The 24524-nt window shown below is 51.2% G+C and carries 21 protein-coding genes; 11 read left to right on the top strand and 10 right to left on the bottom strand.

Annotated features, from left to right (window positions below):
* Positions 1-73: 73 nt before the first annotated feature.
* The 3 genes from OGV65_RS21655 to OGV65_RS21645 all read left to right on the top strand — a co-directional run bounded on the left by OGV65_RS21655 (position 74) and on the right by OGV65_RS21645 (position 3285).
* On the top strand, positions 74-1015 hold the full coding sequence (locus tag OGV65_RS21655; RefSeq protein WP_016153731.1) for a pseudouridine kinase: 942 nt from the start codon (positions 74-76) through the stop codon (positions 1013-1015).
* Positions 1003-1938 carry a pseudouridine-5'-phosphate glycosidase gene (locus OGV65_RS21650; RefSeq protein WP_016156984.1) on the top strand — a complete coding sequence of 312 codons (936 nt, stop codon included), beginning with the start codon at positions 1003-1005 and terminating at the stop codon, positions 1936-1938. Before OGV65_RS21655 ends, OGV65_RS21650 begins: the two co-directional genes overlap by 13 nt.
* A gap of 96 nt (positions 1939-2034) precedes the next feature.
* Positions 2035-3285 carry a NupC/NupG family nucleoside CNT transporter gene (locus tag OGV65_RS21645; RefSeq protein WP_286455405.1) on the top strand — a complete coding sequence of 417 codons (1251 nt, stop codon included), beginning with the start codon at positions 2035-2037 and terminating at the stop codon, positions 3283-3285.
* A 43-nt stretch (positions 3286-3328) separates the two neighbouring features.
* Here OGV65_RS21645 and OGV65_RS21640 read toward each other — a convergent pair whose 3' ends face one another.
* From OGV65_RS21640 to OGV65_RS21630, 3 genes are all read right to left on the bottom strand, one after another.
* Positions 3329-4417, bottom strand: coding sequence for a sugar kinase (locus OGV65_RS21640; RefSeq protein WP_047359177.1), 1089 nt, complete (start codon positions 4415-4417; stop codon positions 3329-3331).
* 2 nt (positions 4418-4419) lie between these two features.
* Complete coding sequence (nfo, locus tag OGV65_RS21635) at positions 4420-5277, bottom strand: deoxyribonuclease IV (protein ID WP_286455404.1); 858 nt, start codon at positions 5275-5277, stop codon at positions 4420-4422.
* A 71-nt stretch (positions 5278-5348) separates the two neighbouring features.
* Entirely contained in the window at positions 5349-6398 is a 1050-nt protein-coding gene (locus OGV65_RS21630) for a YeiH family protein (RefSeq protein WP_286455403.1), read from the bottom strand.
* 244 nt (positions 6399-6642) lie between these two features.
* On the opposite strand from OGV65_RS21630, the gene yieE reads away from it, so the two are divergent.
* Complete coding sequence (gene yieE / locus OGV65_RS21625) at positions 6643-7515, top strand: DNA-binding transcriptional regulator YeiE (protein ID WP_016153725.1); 873 nt, start codon at positions 6643-6645, stop codon at positions 7513-7515.
* Between the two features lie 203 nt (positions 7516-7718).
* On the top strand, positions 7719-9188 hold the full coding sequence (gene lysP / locus OGV65_RS21620; protein WP_047500979.1) for a lysine-specific permease: 1470 nt from the start codon (positions 7719-7721) through the stop codon (positions 9186-9188).
* A 65-nt stretch (positions 9189-9253) separates the two neighbouring features.
* Here lysP and OGV65_RS21615 read toward each other — a convergent pair whose 3' ends face one another.
* The gene (locus OGV65_RS21615) at positions 9254-11239 is read right to left on the bottom strand and encodes a ligand-gated channel protein (RefSeq protein ID WP_016156980.1); all 1986 of its coding nucleotides are present in this window, start codon (positions 11237-11239) and stop codon (positions 9254-9256) included.
* A gap of 348 nt (positions 11240-11587) precedes the next feature.
* Positions 11588-12424: an S-formylglutathione hydrolase gene (fghA, locus tag OGV65_RS21610; RefSeq protein ID WP_047500981.1), complete on the bottom strand. Its 837-nt coding sequence runs from the start codon at positions 12422-12424 to the stop codon at positions 11588-11590.
* 322 nt (positions 12425-12746) lie between these two features.
* Here fghA and folE point away from each other — a divergent pair, with 322 nt between their 5' ends.
* From folE to mglC, 6 genes are all read left to right on the top strand, one after another.
* Positions 12747-13415 (top strand): GTP cyclohydrolase I FolE, encoded by a 669-nt coding sequence (folE, locus tag OGV65_RS21605; RefSeq protein WP_003027410.1) that lies wholly within the window; start codon positions 12747-12749, stop codon positions 13413-13415.
* Between the two features lie 14 nt (positions 13416-13429).
* On the top strand, positions 13430-14587 hold the full coding sequence (yeiB, locus tag OGV65_RS21600) for a DUF418 domain-containing protein YeiB (protein ID WP_279265649.1): 1158 nt from the start codon (positions 13430-13432) through the stop codon (positions 14585-14587).
* Between the two features lie 144 nt (positions 14588-14731).
* On the top strand, positions 14732-15757 hold the full coding sequence (galS, locus tag OGV65_RS21595) for an HTH-type transcriptional regulator GalS (RefSeq protein ID WP_047359172.1): 1026 nt from the start codon (positions 14732-14734) through the stop codon (positions 15755-15757).
* Between the two features lie 293 nt (positions 15758-16050).
* Positions 16051-17049, top strand: a complete 999-nt coding sequence (mglB, locus tag OGV65_RS21590; RefSeq protein ID WP_016153719.1) for a galactose/glucose ABC transporter substrate-binding protein MglB — start codon at positions 16051-16053, stop codon at positions 17047-17049.
* A gap of 71 nt (positions 17050-17120) precedes the next feature.
* Positions 17121-18641 (top strand): galactose/methyl galactoside ABC transporter ATP-binding protein MglA, encoded by a 1521-nt coding sequence (mglA, locus tag OGV65_RS21585; RefSeq protein WP_016153718.1) that lies wholly within the window; start codon positions 17121-17123, stop codon positions 18639-18641.
* A gap of 15 nt (positions 18642-18656) precedes the next feature.
* Positions 18657-19667, top strand: coding sequence for a galactose/methyl galactoside ABC transporter permease MglC (mglC, locus tag OGV65_RS21580; protein ID WP_003027393.1), 1011 nt, complete (start codon positions 18657-18659; stop codon positions 19665-19667).
* 57 nt (positions 19668-19724) lie between these two features.
* Here the strand turns inward: mglC and preA are convergent, their stop codons facing one another.
* The 5 genes from preA to cdd all read right to left on the bottom strand — a co-directional run bounded on the left by preA (position 19725) and on the right by cdd (position 24455).
* A complete protein-coding gene (preA, locus tag OGV65_RS21575; protein WP_286455402.1) occupies positions 19725-20960 on the bottom strand; it encodes an NAD-dependent dihydropyrimidine dehydrogenase subunit PreA in 1236 nt (411 codons plus the stop codon).
* Positions 20954-22195, bottom strand: coding sequence for an NAD(P)-dependent oxidoreductase (locus tag OGV65_RS21570; RefSeq protein WP_047500987.1), 1242 nt, complete (start codon positions 22193-22195; stop codon positions 20954-20956). The genes preA and OGV65_RS21570 overlap by 7 nt, the downstream gene beginning before the upstream one ends.
* A gap of 232 nt (positions 22196-22427) precedes the next feature.
* On the bottom strand, positions 22428-22667 hold the full coding sequence (locus OGV65_RS21565) for a DUF2542 family protein (protein ID WP_016153715.1): 240 nt from the start codon (positions 22665-22667) through the stop codon (positions 22428-22430).
* Positions 22668-22669: 2 nt separating this feature from the next.
* Positions 22670-23389 (bottom strand): outer membrane permeability protein SanA, encoded by a 720-nt coding sequence (gene sanA, locus OGV65_RS21560; protein WP_016153714.1) that lies wholly within the window; start codon positions 23387-23389, stop codon positions 22670-22672.
* Positions 23390-23570: 181 nt separating this feature from the next.
* Complete coding sequence (gene cdd / locus OGV65_RS21555) at positions 23571-24455, bottom strand: cytidine deaminase (RefSeq protein ID WP_016153713.1); 885 nt, start codon at positions 24453-24455, stop codon at positions 23571-23573.
* Positions 24456-24524 lie beyond the last annotated feature (69 nt).

The following is a 24524-nucleotide window of genomic DNA, read 5'->3' as shown; positions in this document are numbered from 1 at the left end:
AATAACCTGATGTGTGGCGTTGGTTATTTTTAACGAACTCATTTGTGGCAAGTTAATTGCCAGGGGACGTGCTATGCGTGAAAAGGAATACATAGTAACTATTGGCTCGGCCAATATGGATGTTGCTGGGTATTCGCATGCTTCTCTAAATTATGCGGATTCGAATCCAGGAAAGATAAAATTCACCCCCGGCGGAGTTGGACGTAACATTGCACATAATCTCGCGCTGCTGGGGAAAAATTCATGGTTACTGACGGCGGTTGGTAATGATTTTTATGGACAATCGTTATTGGCGCAAACCAATCAATCCGGAGTTCATGTTGATAAGTGTCTTATCGTTCCCGGAGAGAATACGTCCAGTTATTTATCATTGCTTGATAACACCGGTGAAATGTTGGTTGCCATTAATGATATGAGCATTACCGAACATATTTCAGCAGATTTTTTATCACAGCATCATGATTTTATTCGGCAGGCGAAAGTCATCGTCGCCGATTGCAATATCAGCGAAGATGCCCTGGCATGGGTGCTGGAAAATGCCGGAGAGGTTCCGGTGTTTGTTGACCCGGTATCGGCATGGAAATGCGTCAAAATTCGCGAGCGGCTTGGACAAATTCACACTCTTAAACCCAACCGGCTTGAAGCCGAAACGCTAAGCGGTATTGCGCTTTCCGGGCGTGATGACGTGGGTAAAGTCGCCGCCTGGTTTCATGATCGCGGCTTAAATAGGCTGGTGCTCAGCATGGGCGGTGACGGTGTTTATTACAGTGATATTGCGGGAAGTCGTGGTTGGTCGCTGCCGATTAAAACTCACGTCATTAATGTTACCGGGGCTGGCGATGCGATGATGGCTGGACTGGCTTCCTGCTGGGTAGACGGCATGCCCTTTATTGATTCGGTTCGATTTGCGCAGGGTTGTTCATCAATGGCGTTAGCCTGTGAATATACCAATAACCCTGATTTGTCTGTTGCGAATGTAAGCTCATTAGTGGAGAACACAGAATGTCTGAATTAACTCTTTCCTCTGAATTATTACAAATATCTCCAGAAGTACAGGAAGCATTAAACAGTAAGAAGCCGATTGTTGCACTTGAATCAACCATTATTTCTCATGGTATGCCATTTCCGCAGAATGCCCAGACAGCGATTGAAGTAGAAGAAACTATTCGTAAACACGGTGCTGTTCCTGCGACCATTGCTATTATTGGCGGAATAATGAAAGTTGGTTTAAGCAAAGATGAAATTGAGCTGCTTGGGCGAGAAGGTCATAGCGTTACGAAAGTAAGTCGTCGTGATTTGCCGTTTGTGGTCGCGGCAGGAAAAAATGGTGCAACGACTGTTGCCTCAACCATGATTATTGCCGCCCTGGCGGGAATTAAAGTATTTGCGACAGGGGGAATAGGTGGGGTTCATCGTGGTGCTGAACATACCTTTGATATTTCCGCGGATCTGCAAGAACTGGCGCATACCAATGTCACGGTAATTTGTGCCGGGGCGAAATCTATTCTTGATCTCGGCTTAACTACTGAATATTTAGAAACCTTTGGTGTGCCGTTAATTGGTTATCAAACCAACGCGTTGCCAGCATTTTTCTGCCGTACCAGTCCGTTTGAGGTCAGTATCCGTCTGGACAGTGCGCAAGAGATTGCCCGTGCCATGGCGGTGAAATGGCAAACGGGTCTCGACGGCGGTCTGGTTGTTGCGAACCCCATCCCAGAGCAGTTTGCGATGGCCGAAGAGAAAATTAATGCGGCAATCGATCGGGCGGTAAAAGAAGCGGAAGATCAGGGCGTCGTGGGCAAAGAGAGTACGCCGTTCCTGTTAGCGCGGGTTGCAGAGCTGACCGGTGGTGACAGCCTGAAATCAAATATTCAGCTGGTGTTCAACAATGCGGTACTGGCCTGTGAAATTGCGAAGGAGTATCAGCGCCTCGTCTGACAGAGTTTCCCGGGCAGAATGCGGTCGCCCGCGAATATCAAACCTACCAAAACCTGGCGATAACGCCGGGTTTCCTGGCATGAAGGGAATTTCATTATGGATATAATGAGAAGTGTTGTGGGTATGGTGGTATTACTGGCCATCGCGTTTCTGCTGTCAGTAAATAAAAAACGTATCAGTCTGCGCACGGTCGGGGCTGCACTGGTACTGCAAATCGCAATCGGCGGCATTATGCTGTACTTCCCGCCGGGAAAATGGCTGGTTGAACAGGCTGCGCTCGGTGTCCACAAGGTAATGTCATACAGTGACGCGGGAAGCGCATTTATCTTTGGCTCCCTGGTAGGGCCAAAAATGGATGTGCTGTTTGACGGAGCCGGGTTTATCTTTGCTTTTCGGGTGCTTCCGGCCATCATTTTTGTGACCGCACTGATCAGTCTTCTCTACTACATTGGCGTGATGGGGCTGTTGATCCGCATCCTCGGCGGTATTTTCCAGAAAGCGCTGAACATCAGTAAGATCGAGTCATTTGTCGCCGTAACGACGATTTTCCTCGGGCAAAACGAGATCCCGGCGATCGTGAAGCCGTTTATTGACCGCCTGAATCGCAATGAGCTGTTTACCGCTATTTGTAGCGGGATGGCCTCGATTGCTGGCTCAATGATGATTGGTTACGCCGGAATGGGCGTTCCGATTGACTATTTGCTGGCGGCATCGTTGATGGCAATCCCTGGCGGTATTTTGTTCGCGCGTATGCTGAGTCCGGCTACTGAAGAATCTCGCGTCACCTTTGAGAACCTGTCATTTACTGAAACGCCACCGAAAAGCATCATCGAAGCAGCGGCGAGCGGAGCGATGACCGGGCTGAAAATTGCTGCTGGCGTGGCGACGGTCGTAATGGCATTTGTTGCCATTATCGCGCTGATTAACGGCATTATTGGCGGAATTGGTGGGTGGTTTGGCTATGGTCATGCCACTCTGGAAGGGATCTTTGGCTATGCGCTAGCCCCGCTGGCGTGGATTATGGGTGTGGACTGGGGCGATGCGACGCTGGCAGGCAGCCTGATCGGACAGAAGCTGGCGATTAATGAGTTTGTCGCTTATCTCAACTTCTCGCCGTATCTGCAAACGGGTGGAACGCTGGATGTGAAGACCATTGCGATTATCTCGTTTGCGCTGTGCGGTTTCGCTAACTTTGGTTCGATTGGCGTTGTCGTCGGGGCATTTTCGGCGATAGCGCCACAGCGTGCCCCGGAAATCGCGCAGCTTGGCATGCGCGCGCTGGCAGCAGCAACGTTGTCAAACCTGATGAGCGCCACTATAGCCGGTTTCTTTATCGGGCTGGCATAGCGAAAATAATGCCGGATACGCGTAGCGCCATCCGGCATTACATTTAAGCAGTTTGCAGCAAATACAAGGCGTTATCTGCTGAGAGGGTTGGGTTGTTGATGCTGACGCTGGCTCGCGATAATGCCGCGCAGGCCATGGCAAAGTGAGCGCTTTCACGAAATTCACTACCTTCCAGAAAGCTGTACAGCAATCCCGCCATAAAAGCATCGTCGGCGCCAAAACTGTCTACAACCGTATGCTCAGGAGGCGTCAGTAAAAACTGTTCTCCGTCCTTTTCGCTGCAAAAAACGGATTCATCTTCCAGGCAAACAAAGATTCGTTTTACCCCTTGCTGATGGAGACTATTAACGGCCAGTACGCGATCGGCATCTGAATGAATAGGTTGACCCCACAAAATCGCCAGCTCTTTCTGCGTTGGTTTTAGCGTATGAATACGCGTAAACCAGGTCTTCATTTTTGCCGCTTTGAACTCTGAAACGGTGTCAATGAATACCGGAATATCATCAGCAATAGTAAAGACCCACTCAATGGCTTCGGCAGTCAGATTGCAATCTGCCAGTACGACACCGGAATGGCGGATCAAATCTCGCGAACTGTTCAGTAACTGCGGCGTCAATTGTTGCAGGATATGGGTATCGTTAATTGCCAGTACGGTCTCTTCCTGCTGATTAGCGATCGACAGGTAAGTTGAGGTGTTATGTCCATGCAGGCGTATGCAACTGGAAACGTTAACACCGGCCTGACGCGTTTGTTCCAGCAATGTTTCGCCATAGAAATCACTGCCAACAGCGGAAATTAAGTGGACGTCACGGCCCAGCAGCGCCAGGTTGTGGGCGATGTTGCGTCCCACGCCGCCTGCCGAGCAGTGAATGTTACCAGGGTTAGAGGCAGCCTGAGGATAGTGGATGTCAGCAACACCACGAATATCCATATTGATCGCCCCGACAACCACGCAATAATCCTGTTCGGTAAGGATATAACCTTTACCTTTGATCATGCCTTTACGCATCAAATCCATAATATGCGCAGCAACGCGTGAACGGCTGATCTGCAAAATATCGGCGATTTCATTCTGCTGAATCAATGGATTGCGACGCAGGATCTTAAGGATCTGCTTTTCCCTGTCGTTCATGATTATGCCACCGCTTTTTCTGTTTGCTGGGCTTTCAGCCAGGCAATCTCTTCTGCCCAGATATCCGGATTAATCGTTTCCAGCACCAGCGGAATGCCGTCAAAACGATTGTCCTGCATGATCCAACGGAAGGCATCGTGGCCAATATTGCCTTCACCTAAGCTGTGGTGACGGTCAACGCGACTGCCAAATGCGCTCTTGGCGTCGTTCAGGTGCATACCGCGTAGGTACCTGAAGCCGACAATACGTTCAAATTCCGCAAACGTCTTTTCGCATTCCTCGACGGAGCGCAAATCGTAACCGGCCGCGAAGGCATGGCAGGTATCAATACAGACGCCGACGCGGGACTTGTCTTCGACGCCGTCGATAATGGCGGCAAGGTGCTCAAACTTAAATCCAAGGTTGCTGCCTTGTCCGGCGGTATTTTCGATAACTGCCGTAACGCCCTGGGTCTCAGCAAGGGCGATGTTGATGGATTCGGCAATGCGCGCCAGACATTCATCTTCCGGGATCTGCATCAAATGGCTGCCCGGGTGAAAGTTCAGCAAGGATAAGCCCAGCAGTTCACAGCGCTGCATTTCATCTATAAACGCATCACGTGATTTTTCCAGCGCATCGCTAACCGGATGACCGAGGTTAATCAGGTAACTGTCGTGAGGCAGGATCTGGGCGGCAGTATAATGATACTTCTCGCAGGCAGATTTAAAATCATCAATGATTTCGGTGGTCAGCGGCGCGGCACGCCACTGGCGCTGATTTTTGGTGAACAGGGCGAATGCGGTCGCTTCGATTTCTGCGGCTCGAATAGCGGCGTTAGCCAGACCGCCAGCGGCGCTTACGTGCGCTCCGATATATTTCATAAATTTAACCCGCCATACTCAAATACAAAAAGGGAGAGTATAGCGGGTTAATAGAGGTGAGTCGTGATCGTTTATGCCATCAGCGCGTGGATAGCGACGTTAATCGCACCGCCACCCACAATCAGCCAGACAAACAGCAGCAGGGCCATCAGTAACGGTTTGGCACCGGCTTTTTTCAGCGCGCTAACGTGCGTGGTCAGCCCCAGGGCCGCCATCGCCATTGCCAGCAAAATGGTGTCCAGCGTTACCAGCATGTTCACTACTGACTGTGGCAGCAGGTGGAACGAGTTAAAAATTGCGACCACAATGAACAGGATGGCAAACCATGGAATGGTTATTTTGCTCTTCTCACAGCCCGTGGCCGGAGACAGTTGTTTAACGCGTGCGGCCAGGAGGATAAGGAACGGTGCCAGCATCATGACGCGCAGCATTTTGGCAATAACCGCGGCGTTTTCCGCATCCGGGCTAATGGCGTGCCCGGCAGCCACAACCTGTGCAACTTCATGCATGGTGGAGCCAATGTAAATGCCGTAGGTTTCTGGGCTAAACCAGTGTGAAAGCAACGGATACATCGCCGGATACAGGAAGATAGCGATAGTACCGAAGATAACCACGGTGGCGACAGCGACGGTCACTTTACTGGCTTCTGCTTTTACCACTGGTTCGGTTGCCAGCACGGCGGCGGCACCACAAATGCTGCTCCCCGCGCCAATCAGCCAGCTGGTGTGACGGTCCAGACCAAATACTTTCTGCCCCAGGAAACAGGCAATCATAAAGGTACTGCTTAGCGTTAACACATCAATCACGATACCGCTGACGCCGACGTCAGCAATTTGCGCGAAGGTGAGGCGGAAACCGTAGAGGATAATCCCCAGACGTAATAAATGTTGTTTCGCGAACAGCACGCCGCCGTCACAGCTTTTCCAGATGTGCGGATAGACGGTGTTGCCGAGAATCATCCCCAATAAGATGGCTAAGGTGAGGGCGCTGAACCCGGCACCTGCGACGGCGGGAATGGATCCTCCCCATAAGGCGACCCCAGTGATAACTGCACTCAGGGCAAGCCCCGGAATAAAATGCCACGCTGTACGACGATGAGTCTGTAAGGTGAGTTCTGTCATATCCTTCTCCTTTATCTGGGTAAAAGAGTAAGGCGAAGTGGTTTAAAAATAAAATTGATTATATATTTATAATTAATCTATATAAGTGGTATACCCGTGATACTTCAAGTTGCATGTGCGTTGGCTGCGCTCGTTCACCCCAGTCACGTACTTAAGTACGCTCCGGGGGATGCTCTCTCTTGCCGCCTTCCTGCAACTCGAATTATTTAGGGTATAAGTAACGGCTATCCGGTGGAAAACGACTATGCATATCACCCTGCGACAACTTGAAGTGTTTGCTGAGGTACTAAAAAGCGGCTCAACGACCCAGGCATCTGTCATGCTGGCATTGTCGCAGTCGGCGGTGAGTGCGGCGCTTACCGATCTGGAAGGGCAACTTGGCGTGCAGCTGTTTGACCGTGTCGGCAAACGGCTGGTGGTTAACGAACACGGACGCTTGCTTTATCCGCGCGCGCTGGCGTTACTTGAGCAAACGACCGAAATCGAACAGCTTTTTCGCAAAGATAATGGCGCCATTCGGGTCTATGCCAGTAGCACCATCGGTAATTATATTCTGCCCGCCATGATCGCCCGTTATCGCCAGGACTTCCCCGATTTGCCGCTGGAACTTAGCGTGGGCAACAGCCAGGACGTGATCAATGCGGTGCTGGATTTTCGGGTAGACATCGGGCTGATAGAAGGGCCGTGTCACAGTACGGAAATCATCTCTGAACCGTGGCTGGAGGACGAACTGGTGGTGTTTGCCGCACCGTCGTCACCACTCACAAAGGGGCCCGTTACGCTGGAACAGCTGGCTGCTTCGCCGTGGATCCTGCGTGAGCGAGGATCGGGTACGCGTGAACTGGTGGATTACCTGCTGTTGTCTCATCTGCCAAGATTTCAGATGGCGATGGAGTTGGGGAACTCCGAGGCCATTAAGCATGCGGTGCGCCATGGTCTCGGGATCAGCTGTTTGTCGCGTCGGGTCATTGCGGAGCAGTTACAGGCAGGGACGCTGAGCGAAGTTACCGTGCCACTGCCGCGTTTAGTGCGCACTCTCTGGCGCGTTCATCACCGGCAAAAACATATCTCCAATGCCATTACGCGTTTTTTATATTACAGCGACCAGGTTGAGTAGGGCGAATAGCGCGCTAACTCTCGTCAGGCCACCCTATCCATAATGGCTGTTACGTCTTAACCGCCTTGTGCCGCCCGTTTTCTGCTTTACTTATAATCCGCGGCCAGTCATGAAGGTCTCTTATAACAGCGCATTTGTGCCGGAAGAATGCCATTTCGTCTGCTACAATCGCGCCTCATTTTTTGGATGGATAGCATTTTCACATGGTTTCCGAAACTAAAACCACAGAAGCGCCCACGCTACGTCGTGAACTGAAGGCGCGTCACCTGACGATGATTGCCATTGGAGGCTCCATCGGTACAGGTCTTTTCGTTGCATCTGGTGCAACTATTTCTGCGGCGGGTCCTGGCGGCGCGTTGTTCTCTTATATCCTGATCGGTCTGATGGTGTACTTCCTGATGACCAGCCTCGGTGAACTGGCTGCCTATATGCCGGTTTCCGGCTCGTTCTCCACTTACGGTCAAAACTACGTAGAAGAAGGCTTTGGCTTCGCGCTGGGCTGGAACTACTGGTACAACTGGGCGGTAACGATTGCCGTTGACCTGGTGGCCGCACAGCTGGTGATGAGCTGGTGGTTCCCGGACACGCCGGGCTGGATCTGGAGCGCACTGTTCCTCGGCGTTATCTTCCTGCTGAACTACATTTCCGTTCGCGGATTTGGTGAAGCGGAATACTGGTTCTCGCTGATCAAAGTTACCACTGTAATTATCTTCATCGTGGTTGGCGTGATGATGATTTTCGGTATCTTCAAAGGCACTCAGCCAGTGGGCTGGAGCAACTGGACGACCGGTGATGCACCGTTTGCCGGGGGTTTTGCCGCTATGATTGGTGTGGCGATGATCGTCGGCTTCTCCTTCCAGGGAACTGAGCTGATCGGTATCGCGGCAGGCGAATCTGAAGATCCTGAAAAGAACATTCCACGTGCGGTGCGTCAGGTGTTTTGGCGAATCCTGCTGTTCTATGTGTTCGCGATTTTGATTATCAGCCTGATTATCCCATACACCGATCCGAGCCTGCTGCGCAACGATGTGAAAGACATCAGCGTTAGCCCGTTCACGTTGGTATTCCAGCATGCGGGTCTGCTGTCAGCCGCAGCAGTAATGAACGCGGTTATCCTGACGGCGGTACTGTCAGCGGGTAACTCCGGGATGTATGCCTCCACGCGTATGCTTTACACCCTGGCATGCGACGGTAAAGCGCCGCGTATTTTCGGCAAACTGTCTCGTGGCGGCGTACCGCGTAACGCGCTGTATGCGACGACTGTGGTGGCGGGGCTGTGTTTCCTGACCTCTATGTTTGGTAACCAGACCGTGTACCTCTGGCTGCTGAACACCTCCGGGATGACGGGCTTTATCGCCTGGCTGGGGATCGCGATTAGCCACTATCGCTTCCGTCGCGGTTATGTGCTGCAGGGGCGCGATGTGAAGGATCTGCCGTACCGTTCTGGCTTCTTCCCACTGGGTCCGATCTTCGCCTTTGTGCTGTGCCTGATTATCACTCTGGGCCAGAACTACGAAGCGTTCCTGAAAGATAGCATTGACTGGGGCGGCGTGATGGCAACCTATATCGGTATCCCGCTGTTCCTGATTATCTGGTTTGGCTATAAGCTGGCGAAAGGAACTCATTTTGTGCGCTACAGCGAAATGAAATTCCCGGATCGCGTGAAGAAATAACAGTATAAAAAGCATAACAAAAACCCCGGCATGATGAGTGCCGGGGTTTTTTTATTGCGCCAGACTTAGAAGCTGTAAGTCAGGCCAACCGTGTAACGACGACCATCGAGAACAGTGTCGTAGGTATCGTAATCGATTTGCTTATCCAGCACGTTATACACGCCAGCGGTCATCAGCAGATCTTTGTTTGCATAATAGCGCAAACCAACATCGACCTGAGTATAGGACGGGGTGCCCTGCGCCATGGAGGTACGGCTCAGGTATTCAGACGTTTTCCCGCGCAGATTCAGACGGCTCCAGAAACCGAGATCCTGCGTGGCCTGCCAGTCCAGCGTGGTGTTGAACATATGCTTTGGCATTTTGTTCAATGGCTGACCGGAGAACTGACCGCTTTTCTGTTCAGATTCCGTGTAAGTGTAGTTCGCCGTCCAGTTGATGTCGGAAGTCATCTTCCAGCCGAAAGTGGATTCTACGCCGCGCATATTGGCTTTATCGACGTTAACGCGATCGCTGACGAAGTCATAGTGGGTATTGCCGATGGTACAGGCCGGATCGGAGCTGCTGTTACAGCGGCGCACTTCGGTGATTTTGTCTTTGAAGTCAGTATTGAACAGCGTGACGCCCGCGTTGAGATCGTTGCCGTTATCCCACAGTAAACCGATCTCTTCGCTGAGGCTTTTCTCCGGCTTCAGGTCCGGGTTGCCGACAATGATGCCGTTCAGTCTACCGCCGCCGGTGACCTGTCCCCAACTGGCAGACGACTGGCGCAGATCCGGTGCGCGATAGCCCGCTGAAACGCCGCCTTTTAAGGTCCATTGATCGCTCAGATGCCATACGCCATAACCGCGCGGCGTCCAGTTGTCGCCGTAGTTTTCATCTTTATCCATACGCAGACCGCCAGTCAGCGTGAAGGTATCGGTAACGGCCCACTCATCTTCAGCAAACAGCGCCCAGCTCCAGCGGGTCAGTTTGTTCAGTCCATCAGCAGCTTGCAGCTGGTTGCCGTTATCACTCAGTTTTTCATAACGGTATTGCCCGCCCAACGTCAGGGTGTGCGCCCCAAGGAAGACCTGGTTCTGGTTATTGAAAATCGTGTTGTAGGACTTCATCTGGCGACCTGGGTTTTCGGTCTCTTCCTGCTGGACATAGCTGGTGGAGTTGAAGTCGTCGTAATAACCGCTGTGGGTTAGTGAATACGTTGTGTGCACATACTTGTTTTCGCTTTTACTGTTGGGCTTGCAGCTTCCGTTGCGGCAGCTTTCCTCGGCCATGGATTTGCCTGGCGTACTGTCGCGATCCTGCAGTTCACGTGCGTAATCGAAGTCGATGTCATTTTTATCATCTGGCGTAAAGTTCAGGGTTAAGCCCCCGTTACGCATACGCTGTTCATTGTAGCCATTGAGGATTTTGTCCTCCGCCCGATGAGAGAATAATCCGGTCACTTTTGCGCCGAGTAATCCGTCAATCAGTGGCCCAGACGCATAGGCGTTGGTCTGATAAATATCGCCGGAGTCTCTGTCTTCCTGGAAAGTGGCATCGCCGTGCAGAGAGCCGGTCCAGGCTTTGGTATTCGACACTTTCTTGGTGATGACGTTGATGACGCCGCCCATCGCATCGGAGCCGTACAGAGATGACATTGGGCCACGGATTACCTCGATACGCTCGATGGATTCCAGCGGCGGCAGCCAACCTTGCTCAATACCTGAGTTGTCGCTGTTAGGACGTGTGCCGCGTGTGCTGATGCGTTTACCGTTGACCAGGAAGAGCGTGTATTGCGAAGCCATACCACGAATACTGATATCGCTGCTGCTACCCCCGCCGGTGACGACGACGCCAGGGACATCTTTTAGCGCATCGGTAACATCGCGATAGGCTTTGTCCTCAATCTGCTGCTTGGTAATAACAGATATCGAAGCGGGAGCGTCCTGAATTTTCTGTTCGAAGCCGGTGGCGGTAACCACCACGGTGTCTTGTTCAGCGGCATGCCCGAGTGATGGGAGACTGGCGACGCATACTGCGGCAGCTACAGCCTTAACGTGAGGTATAGTCATTTGTATCATTCCATTTAAATGAATTTACCCGGCATACTTCAAGTTGCAGATGCGTGGCTACGCGCGTTCATACAACTCGAATTATTTAGGGTAACGATCAGCGCGTCATGTGAAAGGCCATGACAATTGTATGTATTTGTCTTTTAAGGACTCTTTTCAGTAAAGAAGCGAATGGATTGTACAAAAGTATGAATGTTTGTAAACACAAATGATAATCGAAATCATTTGTGTTTGATATCGTTTTGAGGGTAATGCTTTTTAAATCAATAGGATAGTGGAGAAAGAAAAAAGGAGAAAAAGTGAAGGAATGATGGAGAAATGAAGAGGGCTGGCGCCCTCACTCAGGCGTTACTTCAACAAATACTGGGCGTGGAAGCGCAGGTGATCCTCAATAAACGACGCAATAAAGTAATAGCTATGGTCGTAACCGGGCTGGATGCGTAGCGTCATTGGCCATGCGGTTTGACGGGCCGTTTCGGCCAGCACCGCGGGTTGCAGCTGATCGGCGAGAAACTGATCGCTGTCTCCCTGATCAATAAGCGTCGGAATCGCGTCTGCGGGCTTGCTGGCCAACATTAACTCGCAGCTGTCCCACTCGGCCCACTGTGATTTATCTTCACCCAGATACGCGCTAAAAGCCTTCTCCCCCCACGGAACGCGGCAAGGATTTACGATCGGCGCAAAGGCGGAAATGCTGGTGTATTTCCCGGGATTTTTCAGCGCCATAATCAATGCGCCGTGACCGCCCATGGAGTGTCCACTGATGGCGCAGCGATCGCTGACGTTAAACTGCGATTGAATCAGTGCCGGCAGCTCATCACGCAGATAGTCATACATGCGAAAATGCGTTGCCCATGGCTGTTGGGTAGCATTGAGGTAAAATCCCGCCCCCTGGCCTAAATCGTATCCATCATCATTGGCAACCTGTTCGCCGCGCGGACTGGTGTCCGGCATCACCAGTACAATGCCCAGCTCAGCCGCGATGCGTTGTGCGCCGGCTTTAGTCGTGAAGTTTTCATCATTGCATGTCAGACCCGACAGCCAGTACAGCACCGGAGGCGGGGTGTTATCGCGCGGGGGAGGAAGAAAAATACTGAAGGTCATGGTGCAATTTAACGTGGCGGAGTCGTGACGCCAGCGTTGCTGCCAGCCTTCAAAACAGCGGTGCTCTTCAAGCATTTCCATGCGGGGCTCCTTGTTGTGTTGAACCTGAATATGTTTGCGAACTCACCATAATACAGATTATTCATGGCACTGTGAGCAACTTTCACTTCCGCATTGAGCAAACATACTTCATCATCTATATAACTTTACATTAACACTCGACGTCGCCGGGTAGAACGACAAGTGAAATCAGCTACGCTGAAAGGCTGTGCCAATTTCAATAATTATCGCGGTGAATACTGGATTATGTGCGCCGCCTCACGCACAATGTTCTGGCTGTGACACAGCCTAAAAACTTTGCCCCATGCAGGGCAGAGGCGCCCCACCTGCAGGAGAAGAAGAAATGTCATCACTCAGTAAAGAAGCGGCCCTGGTTCATGAAGCGCTGGTCGCGCGTGGTCTTGAAACGCCACTACGCCCGCCCGTGCAAGAGATGGATAACGAAACGCGCAAACGTCTTATCTCGGGCCATATGACCGAGATTATGCAGTTGCTCAATCTCGATTTGAGCGATGACAGTTTGATGGAAACTCCGCATCGCATTGCGAAAATGTATGTCGATGAGATTTTCTCCGGCCTCGACTACGCCAACTTCCCGAAAATTACCGTCATTGAAAACAAAATGAAGGTGGACGAGATGGTCACGGTCCGCGATATCACGCTGACCAGCACCTGCGAACACCACTTTGTTACTATCGATGGCAAAGCGACGGTGGCGTATATCCCGAAAGATTCGGTTATTGGTCTGTCGAAGATTAACCGCATTGTGCAGTTTTTCGCACAGCGTCCGCAGGTTCAGGAACGTCTCACCCAGCAAATTCTCACCGCGCTGCAAACGCTGCTCGGGACGAATAATGTGGCGGTGTCGATTGATGCGGTACATTACTGTGTGAAAGCGCGTGGCATTCGCGATGCGACCAGTGCGACCACGACCACTTCTCTTGGCGGATTGTTTAAGTCCAGCCAGAACACGCGTCAGGAATTCCTGCGCGCAGTACGTCATCACAACTGATTAGGGCAGGGACCATGGAGCGTAATGTCACGCTGGATTTTATTCGTGGCGTCGCCATTCTTGGTATCCTGCTTCTCAATATTAGCGCCTTTGGCTTGCCAAAGGCGGCATACCTCAATCCCGCGTGGTATGGCAACATCACCTTATCCGACGCCTGGACCTGGGCGCTGCTCGATCTCTTCGCGCAGGTAAAATTCCTCACGCTGTTTGCGCTGCTGTTCGGTGCCGGTCTGCAAATGCTGCTCCCGCGCGGTAAACGCTGGATCCAGTCGCGGCTTACGCTGCTGGTTCTATTGGGTTTTATTCACGGTTTACTCTTCTGGGATGGCGATATCCTGCTGGCATATGGCTTAATCGGCCTGATTTGTTGGCGGTTGATCCGTGATGCGCCGTCGGTAAAAAGCTTATTTAACACCGGCGTACTGCTTTATCTGGTGGGCGTTGGCGTATTGCTGCTGCTGGGGGGAATCTCCGGGAGTGAGACCAGTCGTGCCTGGACGCCGGATGCCTCAGCGTTGCTGTATGAAAAATACTGGAAAATAAACGGTGGAATGGAAGCCGTCAGCAATCGCGTGGATATGATGTCCAATAGTTTGCTGGCGCTGGGCGCACAGTACGGCTGGCAACTGGCGGGGATGATGCTGCTCGGCGCGGCATTGATGCGCAGCGGTTGGTTAAAAGGGCAGTACAGCTTACAGCATTACCGACGCACCGGTGTACTGCTGGTCATTCTCGGGATGGCGATTAACCTGCCTGCTATCGTCGCTCAGTGGCATCTGGACTGGGCATATCGCTGGTGTGCCTTCTTGCTACAAGCCCCGCGAGAGCTGGGCGCGCCGTTGCAGACCATCGGTTACGCCGCGCTGATGTTCGGCTTCTGGCCGCAGCTTAGCCGCTTAAAATGGGTCATTGCCATCGCCTGTGTGGGGCGCATGGCATTAACTAACTATCTGTTACAAACCTTAATCTGCACCACGCTGTTTTACCAGGTCGGCTTATTTATGAAATTTGACCGACTGGAGCTGCTGTATTTCGTCATTCCGGTTTGGGCCGTTAACCTACTTTTCTCCGTCATATGGCTACGTTTTTACCGCCAGGGCCCGGTGGAATGGCTGTGGCGTCAATTAACCCTGCGTGCTGCGGGGACATCATTGCCGCGTACATCCAGATAACGATCTGGATCACATTCATTAACAAAACGGATGTAAGCGCTTTCATTCCTGTGACATCTCTCACGCAGTGCGTTTCATTGTGCTGACAAAATACCCAGCCTGGGGTGTCTGCGGGCAACCGCAATCTAAAACAGGGCAGTGAATATGATCACCATACGTGATGTGGCACGACAGTCTGGCGTTTCTGTAGCGACCGTTTCCCGCGTACTGAACAACAGTGCGCTGGTGAGTCCCGATACGCGTGAAGCGGTAATGAAGGCAGTTACTCTGCTGGGCTATCGACCTAATGCCAACGCGCAAGCGCTGGCGACGCAGGTGAGCGACACGATTGGTGTTGTGGTCATGGATGTATCAGACGCCTTTTTTGGCGCGCTGGTAAAAGCCGTGGATATGGTTGCCCAGCAGCATCAGAAGTATGTCCTGATTGGCAACAGCTATCATGAGGCTGAAAAAGAACGTCATGCCATTGAGGTGTTGATTCGTCAGCGCTGTAACGCACTGATTGTACACTCTAAAGCACTGAGCGATCGGGAACTCGCCGAGTTTATGGATCAGATCCCCGGCATGGTGCTGATCAACCGTCTGGTGCCGGGTTACGCCCACCGCTGCGTCTGCCTGGATAACATCAGCGGTGCCAAAATGGCGACCCGAATGCTGCTGAATAATGGTCATCAACGCATCGGTTATCTGGCGTCAAGCCATCGCATTGAAGATGACACCATGCGCAAAGAAGGGTGGTTAACAGCCCTGAAAGAGCAGGGGATTGTTGCGGCAGAAAGTTGGGTCGGCACCGGTTCGCCCGATATGCAAGGCGGAGAGTCTGCGATGGTAGAACTGCTGGGACGTAACTTACAACTGACGGCGGTTTTCGCCTATAACGACAATATGGCTGCCGGCGCGCTGACCGCGCTAAAAGACAACGGCATCGCTATTCCATTACACCTTTCTATCATTGGCTTTGATGATATTCCTATCGCGCGTTACACCGATCCGCAACTGACCACCGTACGCTATCCCATTGCCTCCATGGCAAAAATGGCGACGGAGCTTGCGCTACAGGGGGCTGCAGGCACGTTAGACCTGGAGGCGACGCATTGCTTTATGCCGACGCTGGTGCGTCGCCATTCAGTGGCGCTACGGCAGAATGCGGCACCGATCACTAACTCATAACGTTGCGCGATGTAACCGCTTTCAATATGTGAGTAAATTCACAGTATATTAACAATGCGATAGCTATGATGACACTGTTTGTTGCGCTGTAACTACTATGTAACGGTGAATAATCACTTTCACCGAGGTAAAGGTGCCTTAAACAAAAATTAAAGCCTGTTTTTGGAGCGTTGCCAGACACGGAAGAAATATTTTTTAAAAGTGAGCTTCGGCGTTCAGTAACACTTCAGTAACGTTCTGCCTGCCGAGCATTTATCTCAAGTACTACCCTGCATAATAAAACCGGAGATACCATGAATAAGAAGGTGTTGACCCTGTCTGCTGTAATGGCAAGCATGTTATTCGGCGCGGCTGCGCACGCTGCTGATACCCGCATTGGTGTGACTATCTATAAGTATGACGATAACTTTATGTCTGTAGTACGTAAGGCTATTGAAAAAGATGCCAAAGCGGCGCCAGATGTACAGCTGCTGATGAATGACTCGCAGAACGACCAGTCCAAACAAAACGACCAGATCGACGTGCTGCTGGCAAAAGGCGTTAAAGCACTGGCGATTAACCTGGTTGACCCGGCAGCGGCAGGCACGGTCATTGAAAAGGCACGCGGGCAGAACGTACCGATCGTGTTCTTTAACAAAGAACCTTCTCGTAAGGCGCTGGACAGCTATGACAAAGCGTTTTACGTCGGTACTGACTCTAAAGAGTCCGGTATTATTCAGGGTGATTTGATCGCCAAACACTGGGCAGCGAACCCGAACTGGGACCTGAACAAAGACGGCAAAATTCAGTTTGTTCTGCTGAAAGGCGAACCGGGACACCCGGACGCTGAAGCACGTACCACTTACGTGATTAAAGAGCTGAACGATAAAGGCATTAAAACTGAGCAACTGCAGTTAGATACTGCAATGTGGGATACCGCTCAGGCAAAAGATAAAATGGATGCGTGGATGTCCGGTCCGAACGCCAACAAAATCGAAGTGGTTATCGCAAACAACGATGCGATGGCAATGGGCGCAGTTGAAGCGCTGAAAGCGCACAACAAAACCAGCGTACCGGTATTTGGTGTGGATGCGCTGCCTGAAGCGCTGGCTCTGGTGAAATCTGGCGCAATGGCTGGTACCGTGCTGAACGACGCCAACAACCAGGCGAAAGCCACCTTCGATCTGGCGAAAAACCTGGCTGATGGCAAAGGTGCGGCAGATGGCACTAACTGGAAAATTGAGAACAAAATTGTTCGCGTTCCGTACGTAGGTGTCGATAAAGATAATCTGGCAGAGTTTACCAATAAGTAAATACTCCGTCTTTGGGCGCAATGTCATTGCGCCCTTAATAACGCACTCTGCAAGGCCAACAAGGTATAATTATGGTCAGCACACATACTCAGTCGTCAGGCGAATACTTGTTGGAAATGACCGGCATCAACAAGTCCTTCCCCGGCGTTAAGGCTCTTGATAATGTCAATTTAAAAGTCCGCCCACATTCCATTCATGCCTTAATGGGGGAGAATGGCGCGGGGAAATCAACATTATTGAAATGTCTTTTCGGCATCTATCAAAAAGATTCCGGTAGTATTTTATTTCAGGGTAAAGAAATCGATTTTCATTCTGCTAAAGAAGCGCTTGAAAATGGTATTTCGATGGTACACCAGGAATTAAACCTGGTATTACAACGTTCTGTGATGGATAACATGTGGCTGGGACGCTATCCCACCAAAGGCATGTTTGTCGATCAGGACAAAATGTACCGCGATACCAAAGCGATATTTGATGAGCTGGATATTGATATCGATCCGCGTGCGCGCGTTGGTACATTATCCGTTTCGCAAATGCAGATGATTGAAATTGCGAAAGCGTTCTCCTATGACGCAAAAATCGTCATCATGGATGAGCCAACGTCATCGTTAACCGAGAAAGAAGTTAATCATCTGTTTACCATTATCCGTAAGCTGAAAGAGCGTGGATGCGGTATTGTTTATATTTCTCACAAGATGGAAGAAATCTTCCAGCTATGCGATGAAATTACCGTGCTGCGCGATGGCCAGTGGATTGCGACCCAGCCGCTGGAAGGGCTGGATATGGATAAGATCATCTCCATGATGGTCGGCCGTTCACTGAACCAACGTTTTCCGGATAAAGAAAACAAACCCGGTGAAGTCATTCTGCAAGTACGTAACCTGACCTCGCTGCGTCAGCCGTCGATTCGGGATATCTCGTTTGATTTGCACAAAGGGGAAATTCTCGGGATTGCCGGGCTGGTCGGCGCAAAACGTACTGATATCGTTGAAACGCTTTTTGGTATTCGTGAGAAATCATCGGGTACGATTACGCTACACGGCAAAAAGATTAATAACCACAGCGCAAATGAGGCCATTAATCATGGTTTTGCGCTGGTCACGGAAGAGCGCCGCTCAACCGGTATTTACGCGTATCTGGATATTGGTTTTAACTCGTTAATCTCCAATATCCAAAACTATAAAAATAAAGTTGGTCTGCTGGATAATTCCCGCATGAAGAGTGATACCCAGTGGGTAATTGACTCAATGAGGGTGAAAACGCCGGGCCATCGTACACAAATCGGTTCACTGTCCGGTGGTAATCAGCAAAAGGTGGTTATTGGTCGCTGGTTATTAACGCAGCCAGAAATCCTGATGTTAGATGAACCCACGCGTGGTATCGATGTTGGCGCGAAATTTGAAATTTATCAGCTGATTGCCGAACTCGCGAAAAAGGATAAGGGGATTATTATTATTTCCTCTGAAATGCCGGAGCTGCTGGGTATTACCGATCGTATTCTGGTGATGAGCAATGGTCTCGTTGCCGGAATTGTTGACACTAAAACAACAACGCAAAACGAAATCCTCCGTCTTGCGTCTTTGCACCTTTAAGATTAGGGGCTCCTCATGAGTGCGTTAAATAAGAAAAGTTTTCTTACTTATCTGAAAGAAGGCGGAATTTACGTTGTTCTTTTGGTTTTACTGGCGATTATTATTTTCCAGGATCCCACTTTCTTAAGCTTACTGAACCTGAGTAATATTCTGACGCAATCCTCGGTGCGTATTATTATCGCATTGGGTGTGGCCGGGCTGATTGTTACCCAAGGGACAGATCTGTCGGCGGGACGTCAGGTTGGCCTGGCGGCAGTCGTGGCGGCAACCTTGCTACAGTCGATGGAGAACGCCAACAAGGTGTTCCCGGAAATGGCTACAATGCCAATCATCGTGGTGGTGCTGATTGTTTGCGTGATTGGCGCCATTATCGGTCTGGTGAACGGTATTATCATTGCTTATCTGAATGTGACGCCGTTTATTACCACCCTGGGTACGATGATCATCGTTTACGGGATCAACTCCCTGTACTACGACTTTGTCGGCGCATCGCCAATTTCTGGCTTTGACAGCGGATTCTCCACCTTCGCGCAGGGCTTTATTGCGCTGGGTAGTTTCCGCCTCTCCTACATCACCTTCTATGCGCTGATTGCGGTGGCGTTTGTCTGGGTGCTGTGGAACAAGACCCGCTTCGGTAAAAACATTTTCGCCATCGGCGGAAACCCTGAAGCCGCGAAAGTGTCCGGGGTCAACGTTGCGCTGAACCTGCTGATCATCTATGCGTTGTCTGGCGTGTTTTATGCCTTCGGTGGTTTGCTCGAAGCCGGGCGTATCGGCTCGGCGACTAATAACCTCGGCTTTATGTATGAGCTGGATGCGATTGCGGCGTGCGTGGTTGGCGGCGTGTCGTTCAGCGGCGGGGTAGGGACCGTGTTTGGCGTGGTGACCGGTGTGATTATCTTCACCGTCATCAACTACGGTCTGACCTACATCGGCGTGAACCCATACTGGCAGTACATCATCAAGGGCGGCATTATCATCTTCGCGGTCGCGCTGGACTCACTGAAGTACGCGCGTAAGAAGTAATCGTATACCGCAAAAAGCCCGGTACAGCGTAATCTGTACCGGGCTTTTTTGTCAGCGTTACAACGTTAACGCATGCTCTTTCTCACCGGATTTAAATTTCACCTCACCCAGCTCAATACAGGCTACCGGGCAAACGTGACCACACAGCAGGCATCCCACACATTTTTCTGTGTTGCAGTGCGGTGTGCGGGTTTCCTCATTCCATTCCATCGCCTGATGTCCACCGTCATAACAGGAGATGTAGCAGCGGCCACAGCCAACGCATTTATCAAGATGGATGTACGGGTAGACGATGTAGCTACGGTCAAGATCCTCCGCGGGGATGAAATTGGCATTGGCAAGACCAACCATCTCCTCCAGTGAGTCAAACCCTTGATCGGCGAGGTAATGTGACAGCCCGCTGGCCATGTCCTCCACAATCCGGTAGCCATACTGCATGATCCCGGTGGTCACCTGCAGCGTGGCCGCGCCTAACAGTAAAAACTCGGCGGCATCTTCCCAGGTCTCAATTCCCCCGATGCCGCTAATCGGGAAATTGCGCAGTTCAGGGTGCATGCGCAGTTGTTGGATAAATCGCAAAGCAATAGGTTTAACGGCCTTGCCGGAGTAGCCGGAAATACTGGATTTACCGTTGACGACCGGCATCCCGATTTTTCGGTTCAGATCGATATTCGTGATGGATTTAACCGTATTGATGGTCGCGATACCGTCGGCACCTCCGTGTTTTGCCGCCAGAGCCACCTCACACATATCACCAATGTTCGGTGTCATTTTCGCCAGCATCGGCAGGGACGAGCCGCGTTTAACGGCCCGACAATACTTTTCAACCAGCTCAGGGCTTTGCCCGACATCGCTACCCATGGCATGTGAGGTCATTTGCGGGCACGAGAAGTTACACTCGATCATGTCGGCACCCGCGTCTTCAACCAGGCGGGCCAGTTCCTGCCATTGCTGCTCATTTTCCCCCATAATCGACGCAATCAGGACTTTGTCCGGGTAGTCCTGTTTCAGCCGACGAATTGCGGCCAGATTCTCCTCCAGCGGATGCTCGGCAATTTGTTCCATGTTTTTGAAGCCAATAAAGCCGGTATCTTCTTTGGTGAGATGGTCAAAACGAGGGGAGACTTCATTAGCAATAAAGAACCCGATCGTTTTAAAAACAATGCCACCCCAGCCGCTATCATAGGCTTTGGCGCACATTTCATAGCAGTTGCCCACCGGAGAGGAAGAGAGGCAGAACGGGTTGGGGAATTTGACGCCGCAAAAAGTAATAGAAAGATCTTTCGTTAACATGAGCAAGCTCCCTCTAAATAGTGATGAATGGCCTGAGCGGCTTCTTTTCCTGTTTTCACGGCGTAAACAACGGTTTTATCGCCTTTAACAATATCGCCCGCAGCAAACAGAGCCGGATCGGCGGTTTGATAATTGTGCGTATCGATAAGATTGCGCTGTGGCTTTAACGCGGCGAAATTATCAAGCTGAGCATGTTGGCCGACGGCGAGAATAATCTGTTCGGCTTCAAGCGTGAGTTCTCCTGGCAGGCGTACGTGCTTAAAGGTGACTCGATTTCCGCTAACCGCCACGGGCGTGAAGCCGTCAATTATCGACACCCCTAAAGCCTGTGTGCTGCTGAATTCTTTGTCGCTGGCCGGGAAGTCAGCGAGTTCTTCACGCGCGACACAGGTGACTGACGGGCAGCCCAGCAGCTTCAACGTACTGGCGACATCCATCGCCACGTCGCCACCGCCGATGATTAATGCACTTTGTGCGACGGTAATATCGCCGTTGGATTGGCGGGCTCGTTGCAGAAAATCGACGGCGATTTCTACGTGATTCGCCCTCTCAAACAGAGGTAACGTTGAACCGTAAGACATCCCAACGGTAACCAGTACGGCGCGGTATTCTGCTTTGAGTTGCTCAACGGAAAGGGCATTGCCGACTTCACAATTGCACTTGATGGTCACGCCCATTTCAACGATACGGGCAATTTCAAGATCCAAAACTGCTTGCGGCAGACGAAACTCAGGAATGCCATAACGCAACCAGCCACCTGGCTGGGCCTGTTTTTCGAAGATTGTGACATCATAACCAAGATTACTTAGCGTTACGCTGGCCTGTAACCCTGCCGGACCCGCCCCGATGATAGCTACCTTGCCGAGCGTTTTTGTTGCCGGCTGGTAGATTTTCATTGCGGTCTGCTGTTCAAAATCGGTAATAAAGCGTTGCAGACGTGCAATATCGATAGGTTTATCAATTCCTGAGCGCGTACATCCGCGCTGGCATAATTTTTCGGTTGGGCAAACCCGGGCGCACACCGCACCGAGCGCATTATTTTCGCGGATAGTTTCAGCCGCACCTTTAAAATTACGAAAATAAATAGAGCGAATAAATTTCCCTGGGTCTGTTTGCGCCGGGCAATCATGACTACAGGGGGCGTCGTGACATAATAAACAGCGAGAAGCCTCTTTTATTGCTAATAATGGGGTAAAAGCAGGCGTGAGCTCATCCAGATAATTTTGTTGTGGCATATTTTCTTCCTTAATGCTTGAGTAAATTAAGGCAAACCGTTAATAACAAAATATAAAAAGTGAAGGCTATTCTTAAGGCTAAGCACTGCAGGAAGAGTATTCTGTGAAAGGATTCACAAATAGAAGATAGTCTGAGGGAAATGCTGGCGGGCAGCATTAATCCCTTACATTGAAATGGTAACTATTATCAAAATATTAGCTATTCTCAAATGCTAATATAAAGGAAAATTCTTTAGCGATAAAAGACTAAGTAAATAACCATCCCGAAGGATAAACATCCGCACCCGGCATAAACCAGCACATAAGACCAAAATTGCAGGGGCTCTTGATTGCGATAAGCGTAAACCGGTTCGCGCGCATTCTTTTTAATTTTATCTACGGCCCCAGAGCGCCAGCCTTTCCATGCTTCGCGAAAACAAAATACGGGAATGAGCAGAAAGGCCAACACGACGAAAAGGGTTTGTACATCCATGCTTATTTTCCTTGTTTCTTTTGTAATTCGAGTAGTTGTTCAGGCGTGACCGCCGGATATCCCTGTGCATCGTCCGGTACCTGATGCATGGTAGGGATGGGCACCAGCGGGCCTAAAAAGCGGGGTTCACGTTTGAAAATATAGAGATCGGCCAGTGCGCCAAAGCGGGCGCCAAATTCACGTACCCGCACGGTGAGCATATCTTTTGGTGAGGGCACCGCATAGCACTGGGCCTGGATGCCCATATGCAGCGCAATAAACAAGGCGCGCTCACAGTGGAATCGCTGAGTAATAATGATGAAATCGTTGGTATCGAACACCTTGCGGGTTCGTACAATTGAATCGAGCGTCCGGAACCCGGCGTAATCAAGCACGATGTCAGCGGGATCGACACCTGCGGCAATCAGATCTTTACGCATCGTCATGGGTTCGTTGTAGCTTTGCTGCGCGTTGTCGCCGCTCAGCAGCAGATAGTTTACCTTTCCGCTGTTATAGGCGTTCAATGCGCCCTGAATGCGGTAGCGGTAATACTGGTTGATGACGCCGGTGCGATAGTATTTCGCCGTGCCCAGGACCACACCGACCTGGCGGTAGGGTAAATCCTGCAATTCGTCGTAGATGTAGGGAGCGGTCTTCCAGCTCATCCACCTGTCGAGCCCAAGCACAGTCAAAAGCAGCAAGCCTACCAGGACTAACAGGCTGTAAAACACGCGCTTTAACATGCAGAAAACTCGTTATTTGGATGGAATTTCAATCAGGCTACTGTACCGGAAGACGTAGCGCAAGAAACAGCAATCTGATTGAGGGGATTTTCAGCAAAACGGCCCTATTGGATGGTAGCAACAGCAAATCTGGCCGACAACCTCGAGCGATTGCAGGCCAGATAAGCGTAGCGCCAGGCAATTAACCGAGCAGCACGCGCTCAATATTATTGCAGCCCAGCGCTTTCAGGGTAGCGGAGGTCGCATCCCACTGAATCAACGGCGCATCGGCTTTTTCAGCCAGCACAGCACGCTGGATATCCGGGTAGTCATAACCGTTAAGGTTCAACAGGTTTAACGCGCCTTGCAGCGGCGGCAGGGTCGGGTTGAAGGCGGCATTTTCCGCATAGCTACCGCTAAAAATTCGACCATCTTTACATTCCAGCGCCACGCCGCTTGGGGAGTTGCTGTACGGCATATGACATCTGTTAGCGGCGGTGATAGCCGCTTGGGTCAACGCATCGCCCTGCAGCGCGAAGCCGTGATCCTGATCGTCCATCAGCAGCGTTTTAATCTCCAGATCTTTCGGTCCGAAGGCGTCTGGCAGGTAATCGCGCAGCACGTGTGGCGCACGTCCCGGCAGATGAATACGTAAATCCAGTCCGCTGTTCAGTTCGTTCATAAACTGGCGACAGTGGCCGCACGGCGTGTAGTTGACGGTGATGGCGGCGAGCCCTTTTTCACCGCGCAGCCAGGCATGGCTAATGGCGCTTTGCTCGGCATGAACGGTTTGCTGCATGGTCGCCCCCAGGAACTCCATGTTGCCACCGAAGTACCAGGTGCCGCTGATGCCGCGAGAAATTGCCCCAACGTTGAAGTTGGACAGCGGAGTACGCGCGCAGGCCGCAGCCAGCGGCAAAAGAGCGAATGCCAGCGCGTCTTCGTCCAGTCCCGATTCGCGTTTCAGCAAAGAGACCTGCTCAGCAGTCAGCATGGCGGGGAAATGCGCATCCGCCAGAACAGGCGCCAGGGCTGATTGCAAGTTATCCGCGAGTTGGGCAAAAGCAGTTTGAAAACGTGGATGCATGGCGATGCCTCATAACAATGTAATGGAATCGTAGTTTACGGGCCTGTTACGGCTTTATATGTGATCCAA

The sequence above is a fragment of the Citrobacter sp. Cb004 genome, from assembly GCF_030337065.1.
In the GTDB taxonomy this organism is placed as follows: Bacteria; Pseudomonadota; Gammaproteobacteria; order Enterobacterales; family Enterobacteriaceae; genus Citrobacter; species Citrobacter braakii.
This window is presented reverse-complemented; position numbering and strand designations above follow the sequence as displayed.